The 12,287-nt window shown below is 61.5% G+C and carries 12 protein-coding genes; 2 read left to right on the top strand and 10 right to left on the bottom strand.

What is annotated here, in order from left to right; genetic code table 11:
• Positions 1-192 precede the first annotated feature (192 nt).
• Positions 193-582, top strand: a complete 390-nt coding sequence (locus tag U1707_RS17285) for a hypothetical protein (protein WP_332801298.1) — start codon at positions 193-195, stop codon at positions 580-582.
• A gap of 33 nt (positions 583-615) precedes the next feature.
• On the opposite strand, the gene U1707_RS17280 is transcribed toward U1707_RS17285, so the two are convergent.
• From U1707_RS17280 to U1707_RS17265, 4 genes are all read right to left on the bottom strand, one after another.
• On the bottom strand, positions 616-1,425 hold the full coding sequence (locus U1707_RS17280; RefSeq protein WP_332801297.1) for a SirB1 family protein: 810 nt from the start codon (positions 1,423-1,425) through the stop codon (positions 616-618).
• Positions 1,426-1,838: 413 nt separating this feature from the next.
• A complete protein-coding gene (locus tag U1707_RS17275; RefSeq protein ID WP_332801296.1) occupies positions 1,839-2,711 on the bottom strand; it encodes a D-alanyl-D-alanine carboxypeptidase family protein in 873 nt (290 codons plus the stop codon).
• 68 nt (positions 2,712-2,779) lie between these two features.
• Positions 2,780-3,049: a hypothetical protein gene (locus U1707_RS17270; RefSeq protein ID WP_332801295.1), complete on the bottom strand. Its 270-nt coding sequence runs from the start codon at positions 3,047-3,049 to the stop codon at positions 2,780-2,782.
• Positions 3,050-3,108: 59 nt separating this feature from the next.
• A complete protein-coding gene (locus U1707_RS17265; protein WP_332801294.1) occupies positions 3,109-3,330 on the bottom strand; it encodes a hypothetical protein in 222 nt (73 codons plus the stop codon).
• A gap of 218 nt (positions 3,331-3,548) precedes the next feature.
• On the opposite strand from U1707_RS17265, the gene rpsU reads away from it, so the two are divergent.
• A complete protein-coding gene (gene rpsU, locus U1707_RS17260; RefSeq protein WP_332801293.1) occupies positions 3,549-3,749 on the top strand; it encodes a 30S ribosomal protein S21 in 201 nt (66 codons plus the stop codon).
• Between the two features lie 575 nt (positions 3,750-4,324).
• On the opposite strand, the gene U1707_RS17255 is transcribed toward rpsU, so the two are convergent.
• From U1707_RS17255 to U1707_RS17230, 6 genes are all read right to left on the bottom strand, one after another.
• The gene (locus U1707_RS17255) at positions 4,325-4,657 is read right to left on the bottom strand and encodes a helix-turn-helix domain-containing protein (RefSeq protein WP_332801292.1); all 333 of its coding nucleotides are present in this window, start codon (positions 4,655-4,657) and stop codon (positions 4,325-4,327) included.
• Positions 4,654-5,001 (bottom strand): type II toxin-antitoxin system RelE/ParE family toxin, encoded by a 348-nt coding sequence (locus U1707_RS17250; protein WP_332801291.1) that lies wholly within the window; start codon positions 4,999-5,001, stop codon positions 4,654-4,656. The genes U1707_RS17255 and U1707_RS17250 overlap by 4 nt, the downstream gene beginning before the upstream one ends.
• A gap of 15 nt (positions 5,002-5,016) precedes the next feature.
• The gene (locus U1707_RS17245) at positions 5,017-6,078 is read right to left on the bottom strand and encodes a hypothetical protein (protein WP_332801290.1); all 1,062 of its coding nucleotides are present in this window, start codon (positions 6,076-6,078) and stop codon (positions 5,017-5,019) included.
• 3 nt (positions 6,079-6,081) lie between these two features.
• Positions 6,082-6,780: a DUF6118 family protein gene (locus U1707_RS17240; RefSeq protein ID WP_332801289.1), complete on the bottom strand. Its 699-nt coding sequence runs from the start codon at positions 6,778-6,780 to the stop codon at positions 6,082-6,084.
• Positions 6,781-6,789: 9 nt separating this feature from the next.
• Positions 6,790-9,675, bottom strand: coding sequence for a Ti-type conjugative transfer relaxase TraA (gene traA / locus U1707_RS17235; protein ID WP_332801288.1), 2,886 nt, complete (start codon positions 9,673-9,675; stop codon positions 6,790-6,792).
• Positions 9,676-10,345: 670 nt separating this feature from the next.
• Entirely contained in the window at positions 10,346-10,513 is a 168-nt protein-coding gene (locus U1707_RS17230) for a hypothetical protein (RefSeq protein WP_332801287.1), read from the bottom strand.
• Positions 10,514-12,287: the final 1,774 nt, after the last annotated feature.

The raw sequence follows: 12,287 nt of genomic DNA, 5'->3' as shown, positions 1-12,287 counted from the left end.
AAGGCGTCATCTTGGTATCCCGCAGGTCTGGCGATGGCGAATGCAAATCTGTCTAATACGGATTGCATTTCATGCACTTGCGCGGATGTCGGTGCCCAGGTCGTCCCTCGGCCAGCTTAAAGAGGTGTCTGAACCGTGAGTATGAGATTACCGCGAGCAGCCGTCGCCCGCGTTCCCGAAGGCACGCGGATCGTGAGCGTCGAGCGCATGTCGCGGGCGTTCACCAAATATCATCTGGATGACGGACGCGCGCTGCACCGGTTCAAGATGGAAGAGCCGCACGCCACGCCGCATGATCACCCATGGAGTTTCGACACCGAAATCCTTGATGGCGGCTATGTCGAAGAGGTGTTCAATCTGGATCCGAGCGGCGGTTGGCACAGCGAACTCGTTCACCGGCTTCCCGGCGAGATCTACCATGTCGATGCCGCGCATATTCACCGCATCGTCGAGCTGCCAACCGGCGAGTGCTGGACTCTCGTTCGTGCTGGTTCCCGTGCGCGGGAAACCCGGTTCTGGCGGTTCGGGGACATGGTTCAGTCCCGGGCCTGGCATGAGCGACGGTGGACGCGCTTTGGATAAGCCGTCACGGCGAGAGCCAGTCCACCGCGACGTTCAAGACGGCGTTGGCCGGGGAAGGGCATCGAGCGCTGCCGATACCTGCAGCCGCAGATCGTCGTCCCGGGTGATCTCCAGCATCGCGCTAAGGCTGCTGCGGGCGCCGGCCACATCTCCTGCGACCAGCTGCAGTCTGGCTCGCTCCCACCAACCATGGGCGTGCGTGGGCGCCACGATCGTCATGCGCTCATACAGGACCAGCGCGCGCGCGGGATCGCCAGCTTGCTCGGCACGGGTCGCTTGATTGAGCAGCAGTCGAACAAGCGCCGATCGGTTCGACAAAGGAAGCATCCCGTCGGAAAACCGTGCCGGGCCGGTCATCTGCTCCAACAAGGCTTCCACCTGTCCAGGGGCGGCGATGCGACCGTCGTTGAAGGGATCGATGATCAGCGCATCCGATGCGTCGCCGAGGCGGACCAAAACATGGCCGGGGGTATTGAGCGGCATAGCCGACCAACCCAAGCGGCGTGCCATTGCCACATAAAGGATGGAGAGACTGATCGGCAGGCCGAGCCGTCGATCGACGACGGCGATCAGATCTGCATTCCGGGGATCGTCGTAGTGCGTGCGGTCGCCGGAGAAACCGAACTCTTCAACCATCACGCTGCTCAGTGCCTCGGCCTGAGCGGCGGTGCCTGCTGCGTCACCTTCGGCAGCGCGGAGAGCTATTTCTATGTCGGTAAGCTCGTCGATATATTCATCGAGATCGACACCGGGATGATCGAGCGCTGCAAGTTCTAGGGCGGCCAGATCGAGCTCGATCTCCGTGTCTTCCATGAGCCCGAGATGAAGAATGGTGTTGGTCATAGGGCGGTAGATGGGGGCTATTCCGATCGTTCCTATGACAGCGCAGGATACGGTTAGCCGGTCCCCCGTCTACGATATGAGCGCCTCGTCGTGCGGCACATGGGGGTCTGCCTCGTCCCTTGCCAAGTGGTTCAGGAAATTGCGGATCTTGGTTCGTCGGCGCTTCATCGGCAAGCTCAGCGTCGACGCCGAGCATCCACCATAAGGAACAACGGGCAGGATCACGGCGTAGGGCAGTCAGCTCGCCTGCGCGCGTTTTTACATCGCCGCAGGACTATGCGACCCAGTCATTACCAAGTGCCTTGCCCGGACATTGTATTGGATGAGGCAGGTATGAGACAATTTAACATAACATTTATTATCGATCCGATTTGCACTGGTGACCCTGAAGCTTCGAAACCGCGTTCATAACGCTACCGACGTCGTGTTCGACGCGCCTTCGATCTCGACCCGGTAAAACCCAGCTCGATCAGATTGGCAACGCGCGCATCACGCGCTGAAACACTGGTCTCGCCCAGCACGACGACCACGATACGCCGACCTCGACGCATCGCCGACGCTGCGAGATTGTAGCCAGCGTCGGACGTGTACCCGGTCTTGATGCCGTCGACGCCCGCAACCCGACCGAGCAGATGGTTGTGATTGCCAATGCGGCGCGATCGCCACTGGATCGAACGCCTGCTGAACCGGGCATATTGCCGCGGAAATCGCCTGACGATGGCGCGCGAGAGCTTCGCTATGTCGCTCGCCGTCGTCACGTTCCCCGCGCTCGTTAGCCCGGATGCGTTTGCAAACCGCGTGTTCCGCATCCCAAGCTGGCGAGCCTTTGACGTCATCATTCTGGCAAATTTTGGCTCACTGCCAGCAATGCGTTCGGCCACGGCAACAGCCAGGTCGTTCGAAGAGATTGCTGCGATAGCATCCAGCGCCTTGCCGACCGTGATCCTCCCACCTGCGGCTATGCCTAAATGCGTAGCCGGCTGGCGGGCGGCCCGGCGGGATATCGGCAAAGGGTCACTTGGTCGTAAGCGGCCATCGGCAAGCGCTTCGAACGCGAGATAGAGCGTCATCAGCTTGGTCAGCGACGCCGGCCGTCTCGCCGCATCCGGCGCCTGCGAAAACAGAACGGTACCGGTTGAGGCATCGACGACGATCTGAGAGACGCGTGATCGGGCATATGCAGCCTGCACAGGCAGGCCGAATGCCAAGCTGGCAACGATAAGACCGATCTGCAAACGCCGTAGGGAACTGAAAAACATGCCGAGGTTGGTATCCTCAATGAGCATTGAAGATGCCAACTCTCACCTGACTGCTGCCTTAAGCGGCACGCTTCGAAGGGCGCCTCGGAGCGCCGCTACTCGAGGTCACTTTCGGTCACTGTTATCAGGTTGGCCGCTGGCCGAAGCTCAGCAAGATCGGCGCAGATCTCGAGAATTTCGTCGCTAAACCGCACGAACAGTTCCAGGGCGTCATTGTCTGGTTCGTCGCCGCCCACTTCACGCAACACGGCGTATTTCACGGCAAAATCGCGGTCGTCGCTATCCATTTCGGCCGTAAACTCGACCTGCTTTTCGCTGTCGTTGTCGACCAGACTGTCTTGGTCAATCGTGAGACGGTTCGCCATGTATCACTGCTTCCTTGGTTGGCAGGCTCCCCTGCCCCAAGGCTACGCGACGCGCAAACTCAGCAAAGGCTGATCCCCCGGTACGTTGCGTCCTCAACGATGATCTCGGCAGTTCCCGGCCCGACGATCGTGTTCACCTTCCCAAGCGTCGTATCGATCGTATCTCCCGGAAATACGATCTCGACCACATGGGAATTGGCGACTGGGAGGCCATCGGCGTCGATTACCATCGGCGCCGGCAGGAGCTGAACACGATAGGCAGTTACGTCGGATTTGGTCATGAAGCCTTCTGTAGCCTAGTGGATCAGTGTCAATGCCGGGGAACTGCAGCCTAGAAACCGTTCCAGCATGGGGCAGCATTACATAGGCGAGATTAAACGCACTCGCGTAAGATAACTGCCTTTAAAGCCAGCAAGTTAATCACGCACTTGGCACATCACCCAACGGCTTATAGGAGTGACCGTCTTAATCATCGACGCAATCCCGAAAGTCAGGTTTCATGCAGGTCATCGTCCGCGACAACAACGTCGACCAGGCTCTTCGCGTTCTGAAAAAGAAGCTGCAACGCGAAGGCGTGTACCGAGAGATGAAGCTGCGCCGCCATTTCGAGAAACCGTCGGAGAGGCGAGCTCGCGAACACGCAGCGGCCGTTAGCCGGGCGCGCAAGGCCGATCGCAAGCGCGCGGAAAAGGATCAGTAAGCCCAGGGTTTAGTAAGACCGTCACGGTATTGGTGCGTTCTGTTTGTTTAGGCGCCGGACAATGGAGACGAGCGTCGCCGTTGCAGGGTCATGGATCGGCTTGGCGGAGCCATTCCTGCATCTGTCCGGCGCCTCCCCCTCCCTCCTTGAGCCATGCGTCCATCGGTTAGCCTAGGGAAAGGTCAGTCACGATGACGCCTATTCGTAGTGAGGACGCTGCACGGCGTCAGAATATAAGACGGACCCAGATACGCTAAACGCATACGAGTCGGGTCAGACGGCGCAAAATACCTCAGAGCGTCCGAAAACGCATCTTGGCAGATGCGAACTCGATCGGGTGTCGAACCGTCGCATAATAGTGACACTATGCTGTCGTTTCAAAAAACGTAAACTGGGTGCTCACGAGTACCGATAGATCATAGCGTGAGAGATCAGCTGACGCGACGAATGCGTCGGCTCCCTTATCGCTCACAAGATAAGGCAAGGGCTTTCCCAGACCGGTATTTCTACTCCCATCCGCGACAGGTTCGCTGGAACGGTAACTGCCACCAGTCATGTTTGCCATCTCAGCCTCGCTATGCCGACAATGCCACTGGCTGTGCCGCCTGCGGCCGGGCTCGAACCGACACGGATACCTCGACCTCGCGATCGAGACGGCCAAGAATCGAAATGAGACGGTCAATTGTGAACCGACCTAGATTGACGTTGCGGATACGCGAAAAATCGGCTGCGGCGATGCCGGTGACACCGTGGGCAGCGCGGACGCTGAGCTTGCGCTCGTCCAGCGTCTTGATGATCTCCGCCGCCAAAAGCGCCTTTGTCTGGCGGACTTCCGGGTCAGGCAGGTCAAGATCAAGGAACACATTACCGCTTCCTTCGATGATGGTCATATCGTCGTCGCTGGTCATCGCTTCAGTTCCTCTTTCAGACGCTTGATCCGCTCCGCCACGACATCGATCTCGGCCTTCGGGGTGGCAATTCCGCTTTTCGACTTCTTCTGAAAGGCGTGGACGACGTAGATCGACTCGCCGATCTGAAGGGCATAGACGACGCGGTAGGCATCGCCACGCTCCCGCAATACGAGTTCCCAGACACCCGACCCGAGACCGGTAAGCGGCTTGGCAATCCCCGGTGTCGCACCATCGGCAACGATCGTTAGCGCGTCGACCGCCTTACCTTGAGCCGTCTCAGGAAACCGCTGAAAGTCCCTGAGTGCACCTCTCACCCAGTTGATCTGTCGCGTGTTCCTCATGCTATCGCTCTGTTGTCATATATGACAACACATGTCAACTTCTCCGAAGTTACTGTGGACTGCATGTGAGGATCCAAGGGCGCGTACCACTGCGTCGTCGGGTTGCTTGTCATTCATCGCCGGCAGGCTCTTCCTCCGAGGACTCCCCGCCGCAAGCATTGCGGTTATCCAGTCGCTGCCCTGCTTTGTAGGCGTTCCGCGCTTCGCTGAACCCCAGCCCGCAGCTGCCACGGGGGTAGTCTGGGCAACGACGCCGCGGGCGCCCAGCGCAGTCGCATAGGCTTCCCGATAGCGGCGAAGGTCCGCCGGACCTGACGACAGCGCCCGGCCATCTTCGTCCCGATATTCGATCAGCATTTTGACGAATGGACCTTCATGTTCGCCGGCCACCCACACCCTGTCATGTCCCGCGAACACCCTGCCCGCTAAGGCCAACACGGCCGCTTCGTTGACTGCAGGGTCCGTGCCTACCGGCATCGAGAACGTAAGTGCTAACGCGATTACGGACTGTTCATGTCCGTTTCCCCCGGCATCGATAAGCTGCCAGCCCTCCACGAAATCCCGCACCATGTCCGGCCAAAGATTCCGCGGTTCGGCATCCGCGTCGTAGGAATCAGGATAACGCGGCTGACCCTGGTCGAACATCCGGAGCAGATGGCGCTTCAACGCCTTGGAATCGGATATGCGCTGCACCCGGACGACGGCTTCTGGCGGACCTGGCGCTACGTCTTCGGCCCGGTCACCCACCCTTTGACCTCCCGTCAGCCGGTCGATCGCCGCCTGGATCGCCGGCCACTGCGCCAGCGAGTGGCGGGGATCGCACACATACTCCTCGTTCGCGGGCGGCCCTACGCTCACAACCATCCGCCAGAATACCAGCGCCCGCGGCACCCACCCGGTTGCGGCGGGGCCGCGCGTGATCCAGCCATTCTCGTCCGGCTCGGGTATTTCGAAACTGCCATACAGCCAGTCGCCTTCCTCGCCAGCCGCGGGCGGATTTGTCCGTTCTCCGTTGCACAGCGCCTGATCCAACATCGCCAAGAGCGCAGCGCGGTCTTGTTCGGACATATCATCCATGTCTCAGCCCTCCGGCTTGATCTCGATTGCACAGTGCACAGTCTTCCCTGCCCGGACAGCCCGCTTGCGACAGACCACCAGCGTCTCGCGATTGGCGGTCGCTAGCCGGTTGCCCGCCAAGATTCCGGCGAACGCCTGTGGCGACGCCGCCCGCATCAGGCGCTGTCCGCCTTCCCACATCGGCATGCGTAACGTGCGCGCGGCCATCCGCTCCGGCCACAGCCAGTCGGGCGGCATGGCCCGCGCGAGTGGGCCCGCCAGCGTCGCCCACACGACCATCCCCAGCACCAGGCCAAGCACGAGCCCGATCAACCCGACATGACGCACCCGCCTGCCCTGCTCTTCCGCCATGACATGCGAGTCCAGCTGACGACCGAGCTTCGTTGCGACCTCCTCGATCACCTGCCGGGCAGCGGCGATGGCACGGCGATCCTCGCTCCGCCCCGCAGTACCGACCTCTATGATCTGCCGGCCGAATTCATGCGGAGTAAGCGCTAGCGCCGGACTGTTTACCACCGCATCGATGCGCTGCGCCGTCGCGGAGAGGTTCCGGGATATGATCCCCAGCGTCTCGGCATAGTCCGGCGTGTCCGACGGTTCGGCGCGCTCGGCCGCCAGCCGCTCGACCGCGCGACGCATCAACGACACCTCGGCACGAAGGTCCTCGAATGCCCGTGCCGCCTCGTCTTCGCCGTTCGCCATCCGCCCCTCCTATCGGCTCAAATCATGATCCTGCTGCCGGTCGCGCTCCAATTGCCTCTGGCGATCGAGCACCTGCTCGATCGACGGCGCCCTCTCGATGCGGATCCCCAGCTCGGGTGCGCGGCGGGCCAGCTCTTCCTGCAGCATGGGGTCGTGGCGGAGGTCGTCGACCATGACGGCCATGCGCTGCGCGACAGGCCCCATGCGTGCGTCACCGCGTTCGGCCTCCAGCACCCGCCAATCCTCCATGAACCGATCGGCACGCAGTGCCGGATCGGCCCGGACGCGGGCTTCCTCGGCCAGGGCACGGGACGCCGCCCGCATGTCGCCAGCCGCGACATCCCGGGCAAGCTGCGGATTGCGCGCGAACGCCGACGCAAGATCGCTGCTGCCGAGATAGCGAGCCCTGTCCAGCGCCTCGCCGGCACGCGCCAGCGCGGTTTCCTGGTGCGGCAACACCGGCAGGTCTTTGTCCTGCATACGGGCGATATCGACCGCGGCCCGCGCATAACGCTGGATCGCCTTCGTCTCACCCGGCCGGCTCGTGCTTTCGGTCACATGGTCAGGCACCTCCCGTGGCTTCGGCCTGAACCCGGCGAACATCGAGCGCGCCTTCGCCTCCACCTTCTCGATCACCGCTCCCGCCCGCTCCGGCAGTCGGATCTCGCGCCTGTCGGCAAAAGTACGAACCGCCTCCTCAGGCTCGACCGCATAGTCGGCCGCCATGTCCTTCGACCGGTCGCGTGACAGCACCGCGGCGAGCTTCGCGTCGTTCGCGAAGTCGTCGCGCCCATAATGCAGTTGCACCCCGTCCCGGTGCCGCGACAGGGCGACATAGGCCGCGTGCCGGTCCATGCCCGGCGTAGCGAGCACGTCGACGCGGTCGACCGTCACCCCCTGCGATTTGTGGATGGTGGCGGCATAGCCATGATCGACATGGGCATAATCCTTGAGGTCGAACCCGACCTCACGCCCGTTATCGAGACGCACATCCATATGCTCGGCCGATACCGCGTCGATCGTGCCCAGCGTGCCGTTCTTCACCCCCAGCCCGCGCTCGTTGCGCAGGAACATGATCCGGTCACCGGTCGCGAACTGCCGCTCGCCACGCTCCGCCTGCACGGCAACGTCATCACCCAGGTCGCCAGTTGCCCGCAGCCGCTCGCGGGCTTCGCCATTGAGCGCGAGCACCTCGGCGTTGGTATGGGTGAGGATCATACGGGTCGAACCCGGCTCTGCCTGCCGCTGCCTGTCCCAGCCCTCGACAAGTGCGGCTCTGGCCGCCTCGCGCGTCTCCGCCGCGTGCACCATGCCGTGCTCGCGGTACGCGCCGATCGCCTCGGATGTCATACCGGTTGCAAGCCACCGGGTCGCGTCGCGCTGCCATGCCGCGCGCTGCCGGCGGATCTCCGTAATTTCGGCAGCTCCATGACGCTCGCTGATCGACCGGAATGCCGCCCCCGCCTCGATCGCCTGCAACTGCTCGGGGTCACCCACCAGCACCACCTTGGCACCGGCCTGGTCCGCGGCCGACAGCAACCGCTCCATCTGCCGCGTACCGATCATGCCGGCCTCGTCGACCACCAGCACGTCGCGGGGCCCGAGCTGTTCACGGTCCCGGTCCCAGGCATATTCGAGGCTGGCGATGGTGCGCGACGTGATGCCGGAGCCCGCTTCCAGGTTCTCCGCCGCAATCCCGGACAGTGCGGCGCCGCGCACCGTGTAGCCGGCATCCTCCCACGCCTCGCGCGCAACCCCCAGCATCGCCGACTTGCCGCTGCCGGCATAGCCCACGACGGAGGCCAAGCCTTCGCGTTCGGTTATCCGCCCGAGCGCGTCCCGCTGCTCGTCGGACAAGGTAAGCCCCCTGCCCTGCGCCTCATCCAGCGCGCGCTGGACGCGCGTTGCAGCGACGAAGTGATCCCTGCTCCCGACAAGCCGGTCGGATGCCCGTTCCAGCCGCGCTTCCGTTGCGATCATTTCACGGCTCGTGAACCGCTCGTTGCCACGCCCGTCCCTGCCCAGCGCGACGAGGTCTGGCGACGTCTTTGCAGCCGCCATCACCCGGTCATACTGATCCTTGCCCTCCGAATGCCGGAACGCGAACATGGCAAGGTCGCGGTTGGTGAACGTCGCCTGCGTCCGCGTGATCGCATCGAGCGCGATATTCGGGTCGGCAATGATGCGCTCGCCATTCTCACGCGCGATGCGGTCGTGATCCTCGAGCCGCTCGGCTTCGAGCCCCTGCCCCGGCCGCCTTGATGCAGCCGGCCCGATCTTGTGTTGCGGCTCGAGCTTTATGCCCTGTTCGGCATAGGAGCGATGGTCGATCCGCGCATCGATCCCGAGCTCCGCCAGTCGCTCGTTGACGTGCGCACCCCACGCCTCCCGCCAGTGCTGCAACAGTTCGTTCCGATTCCAGTCGCGCTCCTTCTGGCCAAAGCCGTCAGGCCCCACTTCACGCATCGCCAGCATGACATGTGCGTGCGGCTTCGGGCTGCCGTCCTCGGCCTTGTCCCAGTGTACATTCAGATCCGCGACCATGCCGCGCTTCACGAACTGCTCCGCGACAAAATCGCGCGCCAGCGAAACGCCCTGCTCGCGGTTCATCTCGCGTGGAATCGAGAACTCGATTTCCCGGGCAAGCTGCGCGTCCTTGCGCTTCTCCGTCGCCTCCACTTCGTTCCACAGCGTCGTGCGATCCTGCAACCGCTCGGGCGCGCCTTCCGGCAACATCACTTCGGAGTGAACAACGCCGCTTTTGTTCGTGAAGTTGTGATGCCGTTCCAGACGGTTATCGAACAGTTCCGAAGCAGAGCGATACGCAGCCGCAGCAACGGCGCTCGATCCCTTCGCGCGGCTGATGACCTTGGCGGAGAAATGGTAGATCGCCATGACGCCGCGTCTTTTACACTTCTGAGCGCACGTCGGCAACGACGTATAAGCGCGCACTCACGACCACTTCGTTTGGTCGCTCATGACTTGATGCTTTAACGCGTGACAGGCATAGTCTGCCTTTGTGATGCGCCATGCAGGTCGAGAAATGCGGACCCGTCTCAAACCAATGTCCAAGCCGCAACGCCGTATCCCCGGTGATAACCCGCAAGCCCTTCATCATATGGGTTAGCCGGTTAGCTGGAACATTGTTTTTCCTGAAAGCTCGGCTGCTTTCACATCTAGGATTGCCCGCTTTTCACGCAAGATCTCACCCGGACAGATTAAGGCAGCTTCATCGCGGACCCTGCTTGCAGAGGCTGTTAACTCGACGCTCACCGGCTTTCCGCGGGATCCTGTACGCTTTGCGGGAGGAGAACTGGAACAACCTCGTCGCCCTCGCGGCGATAGCGAACTAGTTCGCGCCATCGGTCCGAGTGATGTTTGATCGTGTGACGATGGGGTGTATCGTCTTCCTAAGTGTAAGCCCGACGACCTGCGGTAGAGAGCTCCCGCACAGCAAAATCACCGTCGCGCTCCAGCTCCTCGACGATCACATCCCCAAGTCGATCTCGTCGCCGAAAGCAATCGGATCTAGCATTAGAATTTCCTTTCGATGACGGTCATCCCATCAGCCGGATTTAATATCAGCGAAGCGCTGCCGAGCTTGCCCGTACACATCGGTCGAAATTGATAACGACGCCGCCTGGCGATCACGTAGATCGCCCAGACGGACGAGCACTTCGTAGGCGCCGTCTTGGCCGAGTTCGATAGCGGGTTCCTCCAAGTTGCGTACCATGCTGCCTCCTGGTTTTGAATGGAGGCAGACCCGGCTCGATGAGCCGGGCATTGGAAACCCTCCACAAGCACAAGGCGATGCCACTTTCGTGCAAGCCACGGACATGCGTGACAGCCGCCCGGCCGAATAGTTCGACCGGTGCTTGTGATTGTTGGGGTTTCGACGCCCCACGGAGGGAATTTGGCCGTGCCGCGCGCTCTTGATTGCGAAAGCGGCCGTTGCGCGCAAGACATGCTTGAGGAAGCAACCTGCGCAATGATGCCAGTTAGGAGATTGCCCATGCTGTCCGTCAGCGCCTTTTCCGTTGCTGCGGCCATATTGGTTATCGCTTATCGAGCCAAGACGATCAGGCCATGGAGCGATGCCCTCCCGAGTTTTTCGCATGCCCGCGGAGCAAGCCGTCTAGAGTGCCCTGCTATGCGACCTTGCCAGCCGCGATCGAAGAAATGAAGCAGTCTTGGTTTTCTTGAGCGAAGCGACTCAGACGCGGCGGTGGTCGCCGATGCAACGGTCCGTACCGGCAGTGTCAGCGATGCGCTATCCGCTGGTCTGCTCGCCGCTTCTGATCGCTTCTATGCTCCGCCTCGGGTCACCTGAGCGGTCGCATGCGATACGCTCGGCAGTCCGGCGCATATCGGCCGCAAGCGGCATCCGTTCGAGCGGCTAATCCGGCAGGCCCGTGAGCGGGCGTAGGCCCTACCCTCGCCGATAATCCACCCGATTGGGCTTGCTGACTACGCCAATGCACTAGGGCTACCACATCCCGACGCCGAGCTGGCGATGCTGGATGAGGAACTGGCCACGATCGCGCTTTACCCCGAAACACTGGATACCACGCCGTTTCCGCGAACAGGGCGTTAGTATCGCTGTAGCGTCCAACCTCGCCCTGCCCTACGCGGACCCGCTGAACGCCTTCCTAGGCTATCTGGTGGTTGTTCTGGTACTTCTCTTCGACACTGCAAGGATCAAGCCATACAGGGCGTCCTACGCCGGCTTGACGATGCCTGGAATGAGATGTCAGTGAACGGTTGATGGTAAGCGACACCCGGCGCGACGATATTGTCGACGCGGTCGAGGCTGGATGGCGTGTTCGGGCCGCACCTTCTATGCCCGCCGCTTCATCGCCACTCGCGGATTGGGTGACGGCTATCCCGGTCACCGCATCGCCGCGCAAATGTCGCCGCATGAAAGCATCCGTAATCGCCATGTAAGACGCAGGCGGCGTGTATGTGCTTCAAAGGCCGGCCGACACCTGGAGAACCTCGCGCGAGATTGATCCGCTGCCATTGGCGGTCAGCTACAACGCCACGATTGCCCGGTTTCAAGGACGGAGCCACTCCATTCTGCAGCGATCTGCAGGCAGCCTGTGATTAAATTATGCGGCTGGATACAGATACGACCTGATCCATTATCAAAAATATAGAAACTCACTGGTTAGAGGGTTTATACCTAAGGTTAATAAGTTAAGCGGCCTCTTGCGCGGCTAAAATGCTGTGTTCGTCGTAGGTTAGCTCGCCGCCGCTGTTCCCGATGTGTCGTATCTCCGTTCCTGGAGTGTCGACCATGAGGTTCCCGAAGGATCGACTCTACGTTCCTGAAGGAGCGAACTTTGTTCCTGGAGTGTCGAAAGCCCGCCCGATCACGTGGTTTTGCGAGAGGAATTGAATCAGTTCGGCGAAGATTGTTCGAAGCGACGTTCAATTGCGACAGGTACCCAAGCGTTAAGTGGCAGGGACATTTGCGAGCACGACACTTCGGGAACGGTTGAGGCAGC

Source organism: Sphingomonas sandaracina (genome assembly GCF_036663695.1).
Classification (GTDB): domain Bacteria; phylum Pseudomonadota; class Alphaproteobacteria; order Sphingomonadales; family Sphingomonadaceae; genus Sphingomonas.
Note: the sequence above shows the minus strand (reverse complement) of the source record. Positions and strands in the feature narration are given on the sequence as shown.